The organism is Oceanobacillus timonensis, assembly GCF_900166635.1.
GTDB classification, from domain to species: Bacteria; Bacillota; Bacilli; order Bacillales; family Amphibacillaceae; genus Oceanobacillus; species Oceanobacillus timonensis.
Genome location: NZ_LT800496.1, coordinates 1 through 19,526, shown reverse-complemented (window position 1 = coordinate 19,526; position 19,526 = coordinate 1). Strand labels below are relative to the sequence as shown.

Below are 19,526 nucleotides of genomic sequence, written 5' to 3'. Positions count from 1 at the left end.
AGTGCGCCACCACCATGAAAGCCTTATGCACTGCTATTATTATAGCATATCATGTGCTATTTATCATATAATCTTTTCCAATGAATAAGAACGGATTTGGAGGAAACTGTTAAAAAAAGAAGTAACAATGCTACGAAAAGAGCCGGCAGGAGGTGTTTGTCATGATTGACATAAATATCATAGTTTGTGGAGAAATGAAGCACCCACAGTAACACTGCATAAGAAATTAACGCAAAACATAAGCCCCTTACTATATTTTTACTTTTTTGAATTATAAGCTCTAACTTTATAATTTTATTTTCTAATTCTTGTTTATACATGATTTAATTATCCTCCACATTCTCAATAATCAGGAATTTATTTTATTAAATAAACACAAAAAACAGTCATATCATTTTCATCTGGAAAAAACTTATTCAACTCCAACTCTTTATTTTGTCCGAATTTTTCCAAAACGTCATAAGCATAGGATAGACACTTTTTTTGTATCTCGCCATCTAGTTTGTGGAACAGTTCTTTGGGTACTTCAATATTCATCTCTAGTATAAAGTTGTTAAATGTACAGTTAGTTACTTTCACTATATCTCCACTATTATTTTCATTCTCAAAAAATACTTCACATGAAATCTTTGGAATGAAATTTTTTTCTTCAATAATTACACCATCAATTAGACCAGATGTTATTGATACAGATACATAACCAAATAGGTTATTTTTAGCTTTTTCAGATAGCATATCGATAGAGATACATTTATAACCCGTCTCTTTTTTTATTTTTTCCCAAAAAAATGTACCGGTATAGTTATGTTTACTAAAATACATAAATAGATTTATTATTTCTTGAATTGCAGTATTTTTATTGATTTTTTGTCCATATATTTGTTCAAGATATAGGATAATGCTCTCAATTATAAATTCAGAATTTCTTTCATATAATGGGTCAACAAATTCTTCATAATTAGAAGTAATAAGCAAATGGATTTCTTCACTTAAATTTACATTACTATTTGATAAATCTCTACTACTCATTTAATCAGTCCCTCTCTATTTATCAATTCAGCAATCGGATCAATTTTAGCAAACATACCATCGTAATCTATTATTAAAGTTGCAGAAAAATCAAGTAATAAGTATCCCAAGAAAAGGATTCCAATGATTAATAATATCTTGTTTTTCTTTTTTGTAAATATCACTTTAATTATAACGAAAAAGATTGATAAAATAATCATACCAACCATTATTAAAAACACTTTTTCTAGAACAGTAGTTCCTAAGCCCCCTAAAACAGCAACTCCCATATTCATAACCCCCCTATTAATTTTTAATGGCTATTTAATAATAAAGGACTTACTGATTTTATCTAAATTTCAATTTTTTAAAACCGTAACCTATCGTTTTATGAGGGAGAATATACTTCTTCATTTTATTCATTGATTATCGCTCCTTTTTCATCGTAAATTGATAGTTTATCAAAAGGAACGTTTAAGTTAATCATTTCATCCATATCACTAGATAGCCTAACAAATTCAGTCCTTTTTCTTTCTTGTGTATGTTTATTTAGGTATTCGGCATACAGGTACATTCCATCATATTTTTCATATTCAATTTGTTCTGTTGAAGTAATATAACTTTCATATACATGTTCATCAATAGGTCTACCTAGAACACCTTTTTCATTTGTTAAATACCATTGCCAACTATAATCATCATAACTTGGTGGTATGTGTTCATTAGTATGTTCTTCTGGTACAGCATGAAAAATTAAATGTCCTTGTTTATGATTTTCATGTAATTTGATTGCGTACTTAATCATTTTGATTATCGCTCCTTTTGTAATCAAACTTTGTCACAAGTTCATCTATTGCTTTCCAATAACTTTTAACAGCTACTTCAGCAAGTTCATACGAGGGCAAATTGGATAGGTAAAGATAAGGATCATTTTCATATTTAATTATCCAATCATCAGTATCTTTTCGTGATTGAAATTCTTCTTCAGGTAATGCTCTAAAAACAATAAAGTTATCTTCATCTACACTCTCTATTAGATAAACACAAGAACAATCAAGTCCATATTTTTCTTTATTAGGGTAAATCATTTTCTGCACATTTTTATGATATTCACTCATTACGTTATCGCTCCTTTCTGTACCTTTTCAGCATAATTCCATAATCTATAAAGGATATCTTGATAATACACCCTTCCTATTTAAAATGGATTTCCGTTTGATTGCATTATATATATTGCCAAAAACACAAATCCTACGAGCATGAGAAATGCTCCTATCATCACGTTTCGTTCTCTGTTCTTCTTTGTAAATAAACCGATTTGCATACCTGCGGTAAAAAATATTACTCCAACAACAGCAAGTAAGTACGTCATATATATAACAACTCCTTATTAATATTCATGTTTTACAATAAAACAGGTTTCTTGCAACCGGAATTTATCTAGGATTTCCACGAGTAAATCCGAACGTTTTTTATCCAGGGTCAGCTCTAATTTATATTAAAATCCGAACTTTATTTATTTCCCTTATCAGTCCGTTTATTTATTAGATAACGTAAGTTCATAATTAACCCTAAAACCGATAAAATAATTACTCCAGAAGAACCAATTTGAAAGACAATATCTTGTATTAAAATTAATCCTGCCAAACCTATAATAAACAATATGATTAAAGCCAAATTCTGCAAAAACACAATTGAAGGTGGGAATATTTTTTTCATGTTATTCTAATCCTCCTAATAATGTTTGATCGATTTAATAGTAATAATGGCTTCTTTGAAAATGCGGTCTTTTTTTTCGTCTTTAACATTTAGAATGAAATCGTAAATTTGTTTAGATAGGGAGCACTCTTGTCGAGAAACAAAATAATCATCCAATTTATCTACATATACTTTTTTATCTTCATAATTAAATTTATCTTCATATGTTTCAGCTATAGACTTAAAGCTAATTTTGCCTTTTCCAGTAGAAATTATATCTTCACATTGAGCCAATATAACTGCACTTATTAAAGTTGGTACTGCATCCTTCCAAAAAGGTCTATCGATATCATAAATACTATAAGCAATCTCTTTTGATGTTTGTACTGCTGTATCGTTGTCTTCTGTTCTCATTGCATCCAATACAACATTTAACTTCACGCTATTAAATTTCATTAGTTTTTCATGTTTTTGCATTAAATCCATATCTTCATCTCCTTTTTTATAGTCCACAAACATTTATTTTTTAACATTTATAGAAGTATACAGAATGAAAAGTAATACAAGAACCACTCCGATATTGTCAGCTATCAACTCCATTAAACTTTGCATTATTGGAGGAAGCATCCATCCGGCAAGAATCATTAAAATCCAAATAACAGATATACTTACATATATGCCGATAAATATATTAAGACCAGAGGTCTGTAAAAACTTTTCTCTTATAAGATAAGTAACCCATGCTAATATGAAACAATAAACTATAGTTCCAAGTTTCCATAAATCAAATTTCAATAGATTTTCTACAGGGACACTTAATGAGCCTTGAACTAACGTTACAGGAACTCCTGCGAATATATAGCCGACAAGAACAAATGCTACGATTGCTAAAATACCTAATCCTATATATTGCAACGCACGCATAGAAACACCTCTCTTTTTATATGAATGTCATTTACTACCCTTCCGCAGAAGGGTAGTAATCTGATAACTGATTAAAATGGTAAATCATCATTATCTATATCAACTGGTTCTCCATTCTCATTAGATGAATTTGATTGATTGTTCTGGAGATCTGATTTGTTTTGCTCTTTTTGTTTGTTGTTATCGTTTCCGTTTCTAGTATCAAGAAATTGAACGTTTTCAGCAACCACCTCTGTTATATATACTTTTTTTCCATCTTGTCCGTCAAAACTTCTTGATTGAAGTCTGCCAGAAATGCCGACTTGTGAACCTTTTTTACAATAATTCGCTGTATTTTCAGCTATTCTACGCCAAACTACACAGTTGAAAAAGTCTGCATCATTATTCCCCTGTTGATTAGAAAAGGGTCTATTTACCGCAATCGAGAAGTTGGCAACTGCAACCCCATTGGACGTATAACGTAAGTCAACATCTTTTGTAAGTCTACCAATCAAATTTACATTATTCATTTTATAAATCTCTCCTTTTTAAGTAGTTACCTTATTATATCACAAACAACACAATAACACAATGCTACAATAATACATTTTTCGTTTTAGTTAAAATTTAAGCCATCCACCCATATATAGGCAGACGGCTTCTTTAATTAACTTCTAATCTTTACATACTACTTTTTATACGAATAATCAGTCTTATTTGTTTCACTTTAATTAAGAGTTCCCTGATTCATTAAATATCGCCATTAATATATTCAGAATTTCCTTCTCAATGATTTGTCACTTTTCAAAAACTTTTTTAAAATGTAATTTGTTGCCTTTATTGATGTTAAGAGCATTGCTAGCAAAAGTGCTAACATTAATAGGATAGATAGTATAACTATAATGATAGTGTAATTATTACTAAAGTGATCTGCAAGCAAACTCATACTGTAAAGAATGACTTGAGCAAGCATTGAAGCAACTATAAAGTTTAACATATTTACTAATACTATAAGCGATATCATTAAGAGATATTTATTGAGAGTTTTATCTAATCCTGTACCCATATATTAATCACCACCTTATTTTATATTTCTATATCATTCCTGTTATGTTTATAATTAAAAGCACCATCACAATAGCAAAGAGTACAGCAACTATCTTCACGTTACGTCCTCCGTTATTTTTAGTAAACACCCCGAAAACCATTCCTGTGATAAAAAGAATCATAATTCCTGAGATGAAAAGAAACATACCAACTAGAAGTATTTGCGTCATATAAATTCCAACTCCTTTTTTATACAATAACACAAATGCACATATAACACAATGACACAATACTACATTATGTTTAGTAAAAACAAAAGCCATCTACCCATATATAGGCAGACAGCTTTTGTTTTTACTAATTTCTAATCCTTACACGCAAACCATCAATATCATTAGTTTTTTTATAAATTAACCCATAATCATTGTTAAAATGTTCTATTCTGTCTTCTAACCATTCATTATATTTTCTATCCCAATATTCAATTACTCTACCGGATGTTAATTCAATTCCGTCAACTTCATAGCGTCCACTCATATTTCTGACTAAATTTCCAGACGTCAGAATTCCTCTGGTTAGTGATGTGATTTCTCCTTCTAGCTCCATTGCCATTGCTAGGCAACGATTCACTTTCCTCGCAAGAAATTTTTCGTCAGGGTCATCATAATTGTATTTAAAATTATGATCTAAATCATCTAATTTCCCTAAATGATAACGTAAACTCTGCAAATCAGCCTTGACTTCAAAGACATTTTTCATTACTTCACTCCTCTTATAATTTATAGAATATTTAATGTGTAACAAACCACTTTTTGCAATTTTTTAGCCGTTTGGGATTAATTTAGAACTTTTTCTTTCTATTAATTGACGTATCTTATTATTCTTGAATGAAAGTTGGATATTTATTAATAATAATAAACCAATATACAATAAAAGAGAAGAATTAATATAATCTTCAATAATCCATAAATTTTCAGTTATCCATATTGTATCAATATTCATTAGAATTATAGAAGCAATGCAATAGGATGTCAGAAGACATTCTGTTGCAAATATCTGTTTTCTTTTCAACTGAAGGTTTTCTATTGTGCTTAAATTTCCGTACCATTTTTCTTTTGATTTAATTAATAATAAGTGTATAATTTTGATTGCTTGAACTGAAATTATAGTTATTAAGAGTAAGATTATAAAGAGTCCTGCTATTCTATAAGAATAAAGCATAAAATATTCGATTACTTTCATTAGTAAATCTATATTACTCATACGAACCTCCTTAATTCTTATTTACTTAACATTATAGCACAGTTAAATAATTAACACAATACCACAATAATACATAAAAAGAACAAAACTGATTCTGTTTAAGAAGTAGTTTTGTTCCTAAATAAACACTTGCTCTCATTTTGCATTACTATAATAGTCTTCCCAATATCTATTTTTCTCATGCCTTTCCTGCGCTTCCATATTTGCTTCTAGGAATGAATCATCGTTTAAATAGATTGAGACTGGATGATACCAAGCATAGTTTCTGTTGTCTTTATTATTTAATATATGGCGTTGAACCTCACTCAAAATCACTAAATTTTCATGTTCAGATGGAGGAAACTGTTCAGCAAAATATGCCAGATTAGACATTTCTTCAGGTTTAGTTATCTCGCTTAAATCAATTTTCAAATAATCTATCGCTTGGTTATCCCATCCCATATTTTCATAGTAGGAAACAATATCTCTTACGATTTTTTTCTCTTTATTTACATATAAGTTATAAAGTTGATAAATCATGAAAAATAGAAACAACACTATAACAATGCTATTCATTTCAATCGTTCCTTTCTTAGCTTTTCTCCAACCAAATCAAGAGCCTTTCATTTTCTGGCTATTACTGATCGTTACAATAAATCCATATTGATGTTTCACACTCCACTAATCATGTTTGCAATAGTTTTAAAAACATATTTGCAATAGTTTTAACTGTTGTTGTGAAAATTCCTTGGAAACCTATTGTAAAATATGCAGAAAAATCCCAAATTAAAAAGATAATTAAGAGAAAACAAATAATCGAATTGAATTTACTTTTTACTTTAATAACATTTATTAAAATTAAATAAATTACTATAGGAATAATGACTGCCATTGAAATAGTTAATGACGCATTAATAATACTTCCTGTACTCATATATTAACCCTCCCACACTCTATTTACAGTATATTTACTTATTCACTTAACATTATAGCATAACCAAAAATACCGGAATACCACAATAACACATGATAAGGAAGAAGGGTTTCCCCTTCTCGACTTATAGAATAACATCATGCGATTTTATTTAATTTCGTATTCAGGAATAAGTGAGAAGCCTTTGGAGGTTAGCTTTGCTTCTAGCTTATCATTTATTGATAACTCCTTTAAGAGCCAGTTTCTAAAGTGTTTCGTATCGCCAAAGATACAATCTTTACTGCCAGTCCCTTTCTTTGCTATTGCATAGACAGAATCATAGTTTTTGTCCTTGAAGTAATCCCAATTAGATTCACCTATAAGCAACAAGTCTAAATCGTTTTTATTAAGAAATAACACGTTATCACGCCTTTCTTTTATTTATACACCTATTATATCATACGTAACACAATACTACAATACTACAATAGAAGGAATAATAAAATAGCAACCTTCTCTTTTGGTTATTAGAAAAGGTTGCTATGAATCGTAGTTACATCTCATGAATTTGTGCTTGCGCTATATGGTTTGTCTTTTTCTGGGAGTGGACTTTTTTCAATGTATCATTCCAATCTTTTTCTTCAATCGGTCTATCTTCTTCTAGGCTCACACCTTTTAATATTCCAATCGTTTTTTGCATTTTTTGTTCAAATTCATCTCCGGCTTCGTCATTGTCAACGCAAGATACAAACTTTTTAATTTCATGCCCATCGTTCTTCAAATCAACAAAAGTCTTTGTAACTGGCTTTTGTTTCAACCCTCCCATACTAACTAATTGTACGTCTTGTAATTTTTCCTTCTTTATTGACCAGTAAGATAACATATCAATTGGTGATTCAAAATAGGCAATTTTATCAGGATTTCCAATTTTAATGTTAAAACCATGTTCTTCTGATGACGATGGAATCATTTTTTTCATTGTACCCCTTTTATTGTCTACTTTCTCTGTTCCTTGTCTATCTCCGCCGACAACGTTTCCTTCTTTATCTTTCCACTTAAAAACAGCATTGTTTAACCTATCCTGAACTAATAAGTCTTTTCGGATACACCAATCAACTACTCTTTCATCAATCTTTCTTTCGTTGCAAAGATAATTTTTAATTGCAGAAGTATCACTTACTTCATATTGTTCTGGATAGAAAAACGGCTGTTTCTCTTCTTCAGCCACATTTGTAAATTCCTTGTATTCATGGTCATTCACACGTTTTACGGCTTCAGGAAACTTTAAGTCATAATATGTCATAGCAAAACTTATCGATCCGTATCCGCCTTCAGAACGACTATTCCAATAGAATTTATTTCCGGTGATTACTAAGCTGTCATGTTCAACTAATCGGTAGTTTTTCCCTTCTTTTTCTACATCTATACCGTTAGCTTCAATAAAATCTATTAGTGGTACTTCTTTAGCTTGTTCGATTTCCTCTGACGATACCCTCATTTCAGTTCACCCCTAACAAGTATTGAAGTATTACATGTTCAATCCATATTCATTGCTTTTAATCCCCTTTTTTTGAAAGGGAAGAACCTTTTCCTTCTTTTTTTCATCAGTAATAGTTTTGGAATCTTTCGTCACAAACTTTTCCATCTTCTCAATCGTACCTTCATCTATATTTCCGGATTCAATTGCATCTTCCCTCTGTTTTAAATACGAGTTCTCTGCCTTCATCCGATTGACAATCTTTTCTTCTGATAATGAGCCTTTATTTTCTTCTTTGAGGTATTCCTGATATTTTTTGTAAGAACCTTGAAGGTTAACCATTTCATTGAAAGTGTTTTTATAATCATTTCGATAGGTGAAATCAGTGTAAACTTGACCTTTTAATTCATCGATTTTAGACTGATTCATTCCTATATTTTCTTTAGCAAAAGATTCCAATTGTGTCAGCTTTCCTTTTGCTACTTCCATTTCTAATTCATCTGTATTCGGACTGTTTTCTAGTTGAAGGTTTTTGTTATATATACCTTTAATCGTTTCAGAAATAGTATTCTCATTATAAACTTCATTCAGATGATTGTTGTCTTTGGGTAAATGTTTTAATAAATTGGGATTCGTTTCTTTCAGATGATTAGATAAACTGGTATGGTGTCCATCCCCTAAATCAATTCTGTCCAATTGATGCACTGATACCTTTCCATCATTAGGAACGACTAAATTTACTCTTGTTTTATCATAATTAGAATGTACAAAACTAGATAGATTTTCTTTTGCTAACATTTTATCCATTTCTTGAACTGGCATTAATCGATTATCTGTTTTTGCTTCGCTCCAAACAACAAAAGCATGAGGTTCTTTTAAGTGTCCATCAACCATTTTCACGTTTGTATCTACGCCTTTTTCCAGACCTAAGTTATTAAAGTTTTTAATGACTTCATCTTTCTCCATGCCTTCATACTGTTCTAAAATGTTACGTCCATGTTCGTCTGAAAAGTAATGGTCAAATTGTTCTTCAGATAAGGAGCTAATACTTGTTATTTTATCATCCACTATAATTTGAACATCATTATATTTATCTTTTAGATCGGACAATTCATTTTCCATACTATTTTCAACTGAATAATCAAAAGATTTTTCTAGTAATAAATCCTTTTCAATATGAGAAGTGAATTCATAGGATGTTTGCTTGACTTCATCTAACAAAGCTATCCGGTCATTGATATCTTCGTGATTATTCGTGTATTGGTCAAGATACCGTAAACTATAATCACTGGTATCAATATTAAAGTATGAACAAACCGTATACGCTGTCATTTCTGCTTGAAATTCCATCTCTGAATGATTTAATTTCTTGCTGTTTTCAGTTTCCGAATTATGCAGTTTAGCATGAGCTAATTCATGTACAAGAGTTTTTACATTTTGTAATTCTCCATTTCTAGGATTTAACTCTATGCCTTTCTTTTTTTCCATTTCTCCATTCGCATTAACTTGTGAATATTCAACATAAGCTCCTTTAGATGCACCCAATTCTTCTCTTAAAGGTTTATCTAAAATTTCTACTCCCATATCTTTAGATAGATTTTCAAGCGATTGTCTCATAGCTTCGTAATTTTCAACTGAACCATCTAACCACTTGTTAGGGAAAATTTGTGGTAAATCTTTTTGTGTTGCTTTTGTTTGAGATATGTCAAAAACATGACCTACTGTATATGAAAGATTTTCTTTAACAGCGATATCTCCACGATTGATTTTTTCTTTTTCATCTGAAGTTGCATATTTTACTGGCGTAGTAACTTTATTACCGTTTTTTTCCCTATCAAAAGTTTTATAAATATACGGTGCTAATATTTTGATTCCTTTTTCACCTTTTTCTACAGGGAAACCTTTATCTTTCCAAAATTTAAAACTACCTACAGCTTTTGCACCGATGAATTGATTCTGAATGAGTATCGAATTTCGAGTAGAATAATCATAAAAGTTCATGTTTGCCATAAAGTCAAAGTATTCTTTAAGATTTTCAGGTGAATCAAAATAATTATTTACTTTCTCATTATTCATAGTGGCTAATTCATTCACTTCTTTTTTTCTTTGTTCAGGAGTTTTATATTTTTTTCTTGCCATTTTATTACCTCCAATATTTATTCTGCTTTACCATCATCTGATACACCATAATCAATATCTGAAACAACTTCATTCTCTAATTCCTTCATATTAAATACATCATCAAATACAATTTTTTCATTTTCTGTATCAAATCCGACATAAGAAATATTCTCATTTAAAAGCATGCTTTGAAGTATTTTATCTTCTTCATCGGAAAGCAATATATGATATTCCTTTCCATAAACATCAACGATTGCTTCATTTTCTCCGTACTCTTTAATTACACCAAATTCATACTTCAATAAATTATTATTCATAGTAAAATCACTCTCCTTTTGAATAGTAATCTGCTCTTTTTTGTTGCAGATGTTCGATTCTTTTTTGAACAGTATCTCTTGCTGTTGTTAGTGCTTGTGTTTCCATCTGATCTGTTGTGATAATATCATTCACATCATCGTTAAGGAACAATCCATTCAACAACTCAATAATAACTTGTGTGTTTCTATCAGTATTATTTGTACCTAATCTGATTCTTCTTATTTCCTTATTAATTTCCTTTGAAATACCTTCACTAATAGAAGAAATTAAATCACCTTTTTGGGAATCAATATTATTCATTTCTTTATGGTCTTGTATAATATGGTTAATAACTCGATTGTCTCTGGTGATATTATTTTCTTCAGCATACTTCATCATGTAATCATATGATTCTTTTGATATTCGTAACCTTTTAGCATAATATTCACTCATTGATATCTCCCTTCCTGTTCTGTTTTTCTTTGCAATTCTTCAAATGCTCGTTGGTTTTTCATTGATTTTATATCGCTATATATAAAACGATCTAAACCATATCTTACTTGCTTGAAAGCTACATTTTTTTTTGCGTTCTTCATAGGTTTTGGAATATCTTTTTCTTCAATTTTGTTTATTTTTTTATCGTACTCTTTCATTTCTTGCAAGAAGGCATTACCCATTCTTTTATATAAATCATCCATTTTATTTTTTTTGTAATCATCGTAACGTTTATTATTACCTTTACCATAAACTTTTTTTAAATTATCTACTTCTTTATCTAAAAGTTTATCTAACTTTTCAAAATCATCTTTATGATACTTATCGATATATTTTTTTGTAAGTTCATTAATTTTAGGTTTGACATGATTTATATTATTATATCCATAATTCCAATATCTTTTATTTTCAGGGAGTGCTTTATAAATTGATAAGAAATCTTTTTTGAAAGTACGATTGAACATATTAAAGGTTTGATTTTCTTTTTTACTATGAACAATATCCTTTCTTATAATGCTATTTATATTCTCATGTTCTTTTGACCTATCCATAATTTTATTAATAAAATTTGATTTTACTTTTTCTAATGATTTTAATTTTCTTTTCCCTCTGTAATTGTTCGGGGACAGTTCAACGGTAGCAATATGAATATGAATATTGTCTGTGTTGTGATGAATCGCCCCTGACCAAATAGCATTATTATCAATATGATTTTTATCAAGCATTTCTTTCATAGATTTCCTAGTAATATCTTTCAGCTTTTTATCATCAACATATTTTGTCTTTTTATTATAAACACCGTTTTCTTCTAACCAATCATTATCAAAAGAAACAACATCCTGCCATAAAACACTTCCTTTATCTTGCGCTTTTTTAAATGCTTTTTTTATTTCTTCTTTCTTTTGTTCAGAAACGCTATCATCATCTTCTGTAAATAAAGAACTTGTTTTCATTTCATCATCCATATAATTATTATAGTCTGCAAATTCGATTTTATTTTTTGCTTCTTCCCTATCTATATAATTAATATATTCATTGAAACTTTTTTTATCTGAATTATTACTAACAATAAATTTTGATTTTATAATTACGGATGCTTTCTTATCTGTATTTATCATTATTAATCATCTTCCATTAATAATTCCAATAAGCTATTATTCCGATCTAATGATTTTTTTAACTCCATCATTAACTGTGAATTTAATTCTAACTGATTTTTATATTCTCTTTCTCTGTCGTTTATATTATTTAAAATGCTGTAGCTTTCAATCATATCTTTTAAATATTCTTGTCGTGATTTACCTACTTTTTTTGCTTTTTCACTGTACTCTCCTAAGATAGTTGGGTTTATATTTCTAATAACTAAATCCACGATTATCACCTCTTTTTTAATATTTTACCATCAAATGATTAGAGAGTCCACCCATGATAGAAAGAGCATAAGGGAAAAATGATATCACCGGAGGTGTTATCCTTGGCAGAGCCAAGTTTTTTCACGCTATCGCTAATATTGGTTTTTGTGCATAGTTTGTGCATATTTTTTATATTTTGTGCATGATTCGTGCATACCATAAAAGCCTTCGTGCATAGTTTGTGCATAGTATAAAAATAAAAAAGGGCATCATTTTTAGCTGATACCCTTCTTATATTTTGATGTTAATTCAATAATTCTTCTCTTTGTTTTTGTTTGGTTTTTTGAATTTTATCTTCTAATTCTGTAATGCTAAATTCTAATGTTCCGATTTCATCTTCGATTGTTTGGTTTTCAGTTTCCAATCCATTTATATTAGAATCTGTTGTTACTTTTTCGTCTTGTGTTTGATAAACTTTTTCGTCAGTTAATTCTTGTATTCTTGATTTATTATCTTCTATTTCTTGATTCTTTGCTTCAATTAAAGTATTGGTTTTTTCAATTTCTTGTTCAGTATCTGCGATTATAATTTCAGATATATAGTTTGTATAATCTGTATCCTTTTCCAGAATAATTTCATCATTATTTACTTCTCGATAATCTGTAAATATTGTATCAACTATTTCTACATCCGGCTGATTTTCATCATTTTGAGATTCTATTTCTTCATATTGATTATCAACATCTCCACTTTCTTCTACATCATTTGTTTGATTTTCACCAATGACATCAATAGCAATTTGAATATATTCAGGGTCAAAATCTGTTACTTTTAAAACATGAACATCATCCATCGTATATATATTTTCGATTGATACTTGTTCACCATCACTGCGCTGAAATGCTTCAAAATTTATACTGTCGTAATCTCGTTTGAAATTATTTGTTTCTAAAATTATTTGCATTTCATTCTTATCTTTATCATATATCCATTCATATATTTTTAAGTTTTGGCTAGTTGATATTTCAATTTCTTCATTAATTGGAGATGCCATTACAGGAATTTTTTCTTCAAAAATAAATCCAGAAGTAATAAAAAAACCAAAACCTAATACCATTACAATAACGATAGAAATATAAACTTTACTGGAATTTCTCTTTAAAGAAACTCTATCTTTTGATAACATTTTTATTCACCTTCCTCACTGTTTAAATCACTAAGTTCTCCATCTTCAGTTATAGCATGATGCTCAACTGCAATCCATTCTCCTTCTATATTTTCAAATGTAATTCGAACAATTAAGTTAGATACATAGCTTTTACCATTGTTCAAATAATCTGTTTTATGCTCCATTTCTACCAAAGCGTTCACTCTATTTTGTCCTTTTTCTAGCTTTTCAATATAGATTTTTGGGTTATCAATTTCTGTTATAATATCTTCTTGATACAAAGTATCAGAAGGATAAAATGTTTGTATCAAATCATCATTCATAATCTTTTCACTTTCACTTTTTCGTTGTTCATATCCTTCTTGTTTTACAGTATAAGCAAGGTTTATAAACTTGTCTGCTTGTTCTACTAACGTATTATAATATTCTTCTCTTTCCGTATTTGAGTAATTATCTACCTCATATTGAAGTGATTCGTTCTCACTTCTTAATTCGGTATTTTCTTCATTTATTGCTTCGATTTCTTCATTGCTATTCTTGTTTGATATAAATAAATATATGTTTACTATCACAGCAAGAATTAATAAAATAATAACAATGTTTCGGAACAATTTTATAACATCCATTGAATCACTCCTTTTAAGAAACTAATTTATAATTAGATCGTTTTCTTTAACTTTGTATTTCCGGTACATCTATATAATCTCTAGGATTATTGTGTCCGCCCCATGCTTCTTCTTTAACTTCAAAATGCAGATGTGGTCCTGTTGATTGACCTGTGCTTCCGCATACTCCTACTTCTTCACCTTGGGAAACACTATCTCCTACACTTACACTGTTTGAACTCATATGTGCATAATGCGTATATAAATTATCATCATGTTGAACAATCACTGTATTACCATATCCAGTAGACCAATCAGAAAAAACAACCTCTCCGTTAGCTGATGACAAAATATTCGTGACACCATTGTTGCATCCAAAATCAATTCCGCTATGAAATTTTCCAACCTCACCTGTAACCGGATGTGTTCGATTACCAAATTCAGATGTAACTAGTGGCGTTTCTACCGGACTTGCAAAATCTCCATCTTCTGCACTTGCATTTGCTGTTTCTACTCCTTCTAATTGGTCAGATGAAACAGGCTGATAATATCTTAAAACATTATCTACATATTCTACATCTCCGTAACATGCTCCTACATCTGAATACTCTGGATGTATACATGAATAAATACCAGTATGTCTCAATTCAGCGTATTTCATTGATGAAAATTCAATCGCTAACTCTTTAGAATATGATTCTCCTTTATCCAGAACAAAATCAATAAAACCTCCACCAAAGTTATATGATTGTAACGTTAATTCCACATCTCCTTCGGCTTGTTCTAATACTTCAGAGAAATATTTTACTCCTTGTTCGATTGATTCTTTTGGGTCAGTAATGCATCCAATATAACCACATTTACTTTCACTAGCTTGGAAAGGGTCACTGCCCTTTCCACTAGATTCTTGTTCCATCATTGCTAATAAAACATCAACATATTCTTCTACTTCATATTCTTTAGCATAATATTCTACGTCATCTCTATACTGTTCAACGGTTTCACTTATTTGTTGCGATCCGGATTCTATATCAACAAATTCTCCGTCTTGCGATGAATCATCACCAGAACCTCCAATAATAGATTGGAAGATTCCGATGGCAAGAATAACTAAAAGAGCTATCAATGCGAGCGAACCACCAATTATTAGTTTCCATTTTAATGTAGCTCCAAAGATAAGACCCTTCGCAAGTTTTTTCATTAAGCACCACCACCAAATAAGTCTAATTCTGCCTGCGAAACATCAACTGTCATTTTTAAGTTCTTTAGTCCTGAAATAGATAAAATGGCTTCTCCTGTTTGTAAAAATGGTATTTGTGCTAATTCTGATTCATTTAGCTGTCCTGCAAATACTTCTTTTAATTTTTTTAGAGATTCACTATCTTGTTGTGAAATAAATTTATATTGCGTTAAATTGAATATTTTTTTGATTTCTTCTGCACTTGCTTGGTCTGCATTTTCTGGTACAAAGTCTGTTATTAAATGACTTGCAAAGAATATCGCACCAAAATATTTTCTGGCTTCTCTCATAAAATTTTTGATATATTTCAAACGTGATTCAGCGCCTTTTTCTGTATTAATAATGTGGTGTGCTTCATCAATTATTATTAAATATCTGACTGCATCTTCAAAATCTAATAAGTGCTTATTAAATGCTTTATATTGGGGCTGTCCATTTACAAGCATTCCTTGCCAAAGCATATTCATTACATTAAATAGTTGAGCCTGAAACACTTCTGGCTTCAATTCTGCAAGATTTCTTAAAGGGAATGATACAAAATCGATTTCATCAAAATGTTCTAAACTAGATTGTCCATCGAATAAATGACCATAGTTTTTAACAAGGTTTTCTAGAATTAATTCAATATTTTCTAGTAATTTACTTCGATTCTCCGTTAAGTTTTCATGTATCTTTTTAATCTCGAAGTCTTCATAAAGTTCTACTCTCACCAAATTCAGTAATTCGCTCATGGTAGGGTAGTTTTCGTTTGGTTGCTCTGTTATATTTTGAACGTAATCATCATTCCACAATCCTTTTTTGACGTATAAATCTCTCAATATATTTTCAAATAAGAGAATTTCTTGATTCCCAACATCAGGTCTTAAAAATCGATAGAATACACTCATTTTACTTAAATGTTGTGTAAATGACCCTTTTTCGTCTGTCGAGCCATCGTCAAGTGTAACGGTCTTATAAACTTGTAACGGATTAATTAATCCATTAGAGCCATCTAATGCAATTACCTTCCCATCGTTTGCTAGAGTGAGGTCTTCAAACTCTCCTGTTATATCTAAAACTCTAACTTTATGACCTTTTACCGCACTATCCAAAGCAATTTTTTTAAGTGTAGTTGATTTACCGGAACGCATCTTTCCAATCATTAAAGCATTGTAAAATTTACGGATTCTGTCCTGATGAAAAAGGTCAAAGATTACATTTCCGTTCGTTTCTGTTGTACCTAAATGCGTTCCATAAGGGTCATTTAATGACGTAAAATGAAATGGGAATCCTGCCGCTAAGGATAGGGAAGGAATCTCTATGCCCTTTCTTTTATTGGCATATTTTTGTTGGACATTATAATTCGTAAACATGCTCTGCCATTCATATTCTTGTTCATTCAGAAATACAGAACCTCTAAAATTCAATGATTCCAGATTATCAATAACTTCCTTAACGGATAATTCCAATTCATCAATTGTCTTTGCACTGACAAAAAGACGAATAATAATACGTTTCATAACCTCGCCTTGGCGAATAGAGTTATAGACTTCTTGTAATTCTTCGTAGCTTTCTGATGCTTCTATTAGATCAGAAGTATCTTTAGCTGTTTCTCCCCTATTTTTTTGTTCAGCCATAGACTTGTTTAACTTATCTGCAATTTCTTTCCGGTTTGGTGTAGAAACATCTAAAGTTGCCACTACATTTGGCATGTTCATAATCTGCTCTAACCAAAATTCATTAACAATCGTTTGATAATCATAAACATGAATGCAGGTTTCATAACCATCCCCTTTTCTGGTATACGCTTCATCAAAGCGTATACCACCTTGTGGCTGTACTTCAGATAGTAAGTAGGGGTTATATCCCAGACTTTCTTTTTCGCTCTCATTTTCAATATCTGTTTTCCTTTGCACTTTAGATAAAATGTTTTTTACAACAGACATATTAATTCGCCCCCTTAGCTGATTTATTTTTAGAGTTTAAGTTATTGATTTTATAAACAATATTTATTTTCTTCTGGTCATTCAAGTGAACCACTGGAAGCACAGGTTGTAGTAACCGGTATACGTGGTTTAAACGTGTCTGTAAGGTGAATTCATCATCTGCATAAACCAACATGTAATATTCCCTATTGGTACGCTCTGTCTCAATAAAAATTAATTCATCTAATTTTTGTTGCAAGAAGTAACGATAGGCTTCTCTCGTTTCCTTTTTTAATTTTTTTAAGAGATGCCTTTGTTGAGAACTGGTATCTACCGGAAAATTTAAAGGAATAATTTTAATATCGTATAAATACCACTGAAAAAAATAAGCAAGAAGGAAGATATCTTTTTCTCTGTCATCGCTGTTTTGGGAATAGATATCTTTGGATGTTAATTGAACAATTTCAAAATATCCATCTTCATCTCTTAATTCAATATAGCCGTTGGCAGTTATATCAACATAAGGAGACATGTCGGCAAAACTTGGCTTCACTCGCACCTTTTTCTCTTTTTTAACTTTTTCTTTATGCATGCTTTTTTCATCGAAGATGGGGGTTTGCTTTTCGGGAATAAAAGAACCGTTTTTTTTGGATTTTTCTTCAAATATTGCCATCGTTTAATTCCTCGCTTTCATCTATTTCATAATCAATTGCACAATACGTGTCTTTTCTCTTTCGTAAAGACAAATAAATAGCTACATACATTCGTTTTTTAGGGTTGGAGGCAGGTCTTATAATAAGAGCCCCTGCCACACAAACCATAAAGCCATAGAAAAACCATGTATAGCTTTCATGTACAACGTTATTGAGTATAATGGTTAAAACTAATACAGTGATTAATACACCTAAATCTGTTAGATATAAGGCTTTATTTAGTTTTAATTCACTCGATACATTTTTTGGTATTCGGTAATTAGCCAAACCAGATCACCTCTTTTATTTTCTTCTTTTGAAATTTCTTCTAATAGATTTACCAGTATTGCTACCGATTTGATAATTACGTTTAGCATTATTGATTGTTCTATTAGAATGAATTGTTTTCGATACTCTTTCTTTAATTACTTGTCCGGCTGTTCTGTTTTCTTCAATAACATGATTGTTTTCTTTCGTCACTTCTTTTTGCGTTGAAGTATTGTCATTAGATACAACCGTTGTATTATCTACTGTATTTACTTTTTCTGACCCACTAGTATTTCCACCGCCAGTTGTTGGTGTTGGAGTAGGCGTAGGATTATTTCCTCCACTACTTGTGCTAACAGATGGAGAACCATTTCCTGATTTTTGCGTTTGTTGTGTGCTTGTTTGCTGATTTCCACTAGGGTTTCCGCCATTATTTCTACCAGTGGATGTTTTTGTCGTTTGTCCGTTCGTTTTTCCAGTAGATGTTTTAGGCGTATTCTGTTTGGATTGCTGATTTTCATAAGTTGTCGTTTGTTGTTTTCCATTTCCTGCACCAGTTGACGGTGTTGGATTTGTTGTTTGATTTCCTTCATTTGCAGATGGTGTAGGATTATTTTGTGTACCTTTTCCTGAAGGCGTAGGATTATTTTGCTTCGATTGCTGATTTGCAACCGTAGTAGTTTCTGGACTATTATTTTCACCATCTACAGATTGTGTCTGCTGACTGTTTGGATTACTTGTAGTTGGGTTTCCTGTTTTCGATACATTATTTCCCTTACCTTTACCCTTGCCTTTAAATTTATCAGCCATTCTTTGACGTAAAGGTTTAGGTTTTCCATTTTCCCCATCGCTATTTTTATTCTTTTGAGCCATTTCTTGATGCAATCCACTAGGTTGGTCGGTGTGTCCAGAGGATGGATTAGTATTGTCACTTTGTTCTGTAGATTCAGATTCTGTACCATCCGTTTGACCTGTAGTTGCTTCAGTGTTATTTCCAGATTCATTTTTCGTCTGTTCACCATTGGAAGAGTTTTGTTGTTTACCATTCTTAAATCCACTTACCAGACCTGCCATACCTGCAACGCCACTGGTACTCT

Annotated in this window: 29 protein-coding genes; all 29 read right to left on the bottom strand. The window is 30.7% G+C overall.

The features are described from left to right. Nucleotides 1-357: 357 nt before the first annotated feature. Nucleotides 358-1,029: a hypothetical protein gene (locus B7E05_RS00180; protein ID WP_080871736.1), complete on the bottom strand. Its 672-nt coding sequence runs from the start codon at nucleotides 1,027-1,029 to the stop codon at nucleotides 358-360. Continuing rightward, entirely contained in the window at nucleotides 1,026-1,298 is a 273-nt protein-coding gene (locus B7E05_RS00175) for a hypothetical protein (protein ID WP_080871735.1), read from the bottom strand. Before B7E05_RS00175 ends, B7E05_RS00180 begins: the two co-directional genes overlap by 4 nt. Before the next feature lie 125 nt (nucleotides 1,299-1,423). Further along, nucleotides 1,424-1,813: a hypothetical protein gene (locus B7E05_RS00170; RefSeq protein WP_080871734.1), complete on the bottom strand. Its 390-nt coding sequence runs from the start codon at nucleotides 1,811-1,813 to the stop codon at nucleotides 1,424-1,426. Beyond that, nucleotides 1,806-2,126, bottom strand: coding sequence for a hypothetical protein (locus B7E05_RS00165; RefSeq protein ID WP_080871733.1), 321 nt, complete (start codon nucleotides 2,124-2,126; stop codon nucleotides 1,806-1,808). The genes B7E05_RS00170 and B7E05_RS00165 overlap by 8 nt, the downstream gene beginning before the upstream one ends. Before the next feature lie 80 nt (nucleotides 2,127-2,206). Then, entirely contained in the window at nucleotides 2,207-2,380 is a 174-nt protein-coding gene (locus tag B7E05_RS22005) for a hypothetical protein (protein WP_179134416.1), read from the bottom strand. Nucleotides 2,381-2,520: 140 nt separating this feature from the next. Beyond that, nucleotides 2,521-2,727 carry a hypothetical protein gene (locus tag B7E05_RS00160; RefSeq protein ID WP_080871732.1) on the bottom strand — a complete coding sequence of 69 codons (207 nt, stop codon included), beginning with the start codon at nucleotides 2,725-2,727 and terminating at the stop codon, nucleotides 2,521-2,523. Nucleotides 2,728-2,742: 15 nt separating this feature from the next. Next, the gene (locus B7E05_RS00155; protein ID WP_080871731.1) at nucleotides 2,743-3,192 is read right to left on the bottom strand and encodes a hypothetical protein; all 450 of its coding nucleotides are present in this window, start codon (nucleotides 3,190-3,192) and stop codon (nucleotides 2,743-2,745) included. A gap of 33 nt (nucleotides 3,193-3,225) precedes the next feature. Next, nucleotides 3,226-3,630 (bottom strand): hypothetical protein, encoded by a 405-nt coding sequence (locus B7E05_RS00150; protein ID WP_080871730.1) that lies wholly within the window; start codon nucleotides 3,628-3,630, stop codon nucleotides 3,226-3,228. Between the two features lie 71 nt (nucleotides 3,631-3,701). Beyond that, nucleotides 3,702-4,139: a single-stranded DNA-binding protein gene (locus tag B7E05_RS00145; protein WP_080871729.1), complete on the bottom strand. Its 438-nt coding sequence runs from the start codon at nucleotides 4,137-4,139 to the stop codon at nucleotides 3,702-3,704. A gap of 242 nt (nucleotides 4,140-4,381) precedes the next feature. After that, nucleotides 4,382-4,675: a hypothetical protein gene (locus B7E05_RS00140; RefSeq protein ID WP_080871728.1), complete on the bottom strand. Its 294-nt coding sequence runs from the start codon at nucleotides 4,673-4,675 to the stop codon at nucleotides 4,382-4,384. Nucleotides 4,676-4,703: 28 nt separating this feature from the next. After that, nucleotides 4,704-4,886 carry a hypothetical protein gene (locus tag B7E05_RS00135; RefSeq protein ID WP_080871727.1) on the bottom strand — a complete coding sequence of 61 codons (183 nt, stop codon included), beginning with the start codon at nucleotides 4,884-4,886 and terminating at the stop codon, nucleotides 4,704-4,706. Nucleotides 4,887-5,013: 127 nt separating this feature from the next. Further along, a complete protein-coding gene (locus B7E05_RS00130; RefSeq protein ID WP_080871726.1) occupies nucleotides 5,014-5,415 on the bottom strand; it encodes a DUF5348 domain-containing protein in 402 nt (133 codons plus the stop codon). A 63-nt stretch (nucleotides 5,416-5,478) separates the two neighbouring features. Then, on the bottom strand, nucleotides 5,479-5,919 hold the full coding sequence (locus B7E05_RS00125) for a hypothetical protein (RefSeq protein WP_080871725.1): 441 nt from the start codon (nucleotides 5,917-5,919) through the stop codon (nucleotides 5,479-5,481). A 135-nt stretch (nucleotides 5,920-6,054) separates the two neighbouring features. Further along, complete coding sequence (locus tag B7E05_RS00120; RefSeq protein WP_080871724.1) at nucleotides 6,055-6,474, bottom strand: hypothetical protein; 420 nt, start codon at nucleotides 6,472-6,474, stop codon at nucleotides 6,055-6,057. Between the two features lie 109 nt (nucleotides 6,475-6,583). Continuing rightward, on the bottom strand, nucleotides 6,584-6,832 hold the full coding sequence (locus B7E05_RS00115) for a hypothetical protein (RefSeq protein ID WP_080871723.1): 249 nt from the start codon (nucleotides 6,830-6,832) through the stop codon (nucleotides 6,584-6,586). A gap of 147 nt (nucleotides 6,833-6,979) precedes the next feature. Continuing rightward, entirely contained in the window at nucleotides 6,980-7,231 is a 252-nt protein-coding gene (locus tag B7E05_RS00110) for a hypothetical protein (protein ID WP_080871722.1), read from the bottom strand. 133 nt (nucleotides 7,232-7,364) lie between these two features. Then, on the bottom strand, nucleotides 7,365-8,309 hold the full coding sequence (locus B7E05_RS00105) for a DUF3991 and TOPRIM domain-containing protein (protein ID WP_080871721.1): 945 nt from the start codon (nucleotides 8,307-8,309) through the stop codon (nucleotides 7,365-7,367). 30 nt (nucleotides 8,310-8,339) lie between these two features. Next, nucleotides 8,340-10,427, bottom strand: a complete 2,088-nt coding sequence (locus B7E05_RS00100) for an ArdC-like ssDNA-binding domain-containing protein (RefSeq protein WP_080871720.1) — start codon at nucleotides 10,425-10,427, stop codon at nucleotides 8,340-8,342. Between the two features lie 17 nt (nucleotides 10,428-10,444). Continuing rightward, the gene (locus B7E05_RS00095) at nucleotides 10,445-10,726 is read right to left on the bottom strand and encodes a hypothetical protein (RefSeq protein WP_080871719.1); all 282 of its coding nucleotides are present in this window, start codon (nucleotides 10,724-10,726) and stop codon (nucleotides 10,445-10,447) included. 7 nt (nucleotides 10,727-10,733) lie between these two features. Then, nucleotides 10,734-11,159, bottom strand: a complete 426-nt coding sequence (locus B7E05_RS00090; RefSeq protein ID WP_080871718.1) for a hypothetical protein — start codon at nucleotides 11,157-11,159, stop codon at nucleotides 10,734-10,736. Then, on the bottom strand, nucleotides 11,156-12,319 hold the full coding sequence (gene mobP2 / locus B7E05_RS00085; RefSeq protein WP_080871717.1) for a MobP2 family relaxase: 1,164 nt from the start codon (nucleotides 12,317-12,319) through the stop codon (nucleotides 11,156-11,158). Before mobP2 ends, B7E05_RS00090 begins: the two co-directional genes overlap by 4 nt. 2 nt (nucleotides 12,320-12,321) lie before the next feature. Continuing rightward, nucleotides 12,322-12,573, bottom strand: coding sequence for a hypothetical protein (locus tag B7E05_RS00080; RefSeq protein WP_080871716.1), 252 nt, complete (start codon nucleotides 12,571-12,573; stop codon nucleotides 12,322-12,324). 284 nt (nucleotides 12,574-12,857) lie between these two features. Next, nucleotides 12,858-13,739: a hypothetical protein gene (locus tag B7E05_RS00075; protein WP_080871715.1), complete on the bottom strand. Its 882-nt coding sequence runs from the start codon at nucleotides 13,737-13,739 to the stop codon at nucleotides 12,858-12,860. 2 nt (nucleotides 13,740-13,741) lie between these two features. Beyond that, on the bottom strand, nucleotides 13,742-14,347 hold the full coding sequence (locus B7E05_RS00070) for a hypothetical protein (protein ID WP_080871714.1): 606 nt from the start codon (nucleotides 14,345-14,347) through the stop codon (nucleotides 13,742-13,744). A 46-nt stretch (nucleotides 14,348-14,393) separates the two neighbouring features. Then, the gene (locus tag B7E05_RS00065; RefSeq protein WP_080871713.1) at nucleotides 14,394-15,527 is read right to left on the bottom strand and encodes a lysozyme family protein; all 1,134 of its coding nucleotides are present in this window, start codon (nucleotides 15,525-15,527) and stop codon (nucleotides 14,394-14,396) included. Further along, nucleotides 15,527-17,473, bottom strand: a complete 1,947-nt coding sequence (locus tag B7E05_RS00060) for a VirB4 family type IV secretion system protein (protein ID WP_080871790.1) — start codon at nucleotides 17,471-17,473, stop codon at nucleotides 15,527-15,529. Before B7E05_RS00060 ends, B7E05_RS00065 begins: the two co-directional genes overlap by 1 nt. 19 nt (nucleotides 17,474-17,492) lie before the next feature. After that, on the bottom strand, nucleotides 17,493-18,143 hold the full coding sequence (locus B7E05_RS00055) for a hypothetical protein (protein ID WP_080871712.1): 651 nt from the start codon (nucleotides 18,141-18,143) through the stop codon (nucleotides 17,493-17,495). Further along, a complete protein-coding gene (locus B7E05_RS00050; protein WP_080871711.1) occupies nucleotides 18,130-18,450 on the bottom strand; it encodes a DUF5592 family protein in 321 nt (106 codons plus the stop codon). Before B7E05_RS00050 ends, B7E05_RS00055 begins: the two co-directional genes overlap by 14 nt. A 15-nt stretch (nucleotides 18,451-18,465) precedes the next feature. Then, a partial coding sequence (locus B7E05_RS22000) for a hypothetical protein (protein ID WP_218672687.1) occupies nucleotides 18,466-19,526 on the bottom strand: 1,061 nt, incomplete at its 5' end.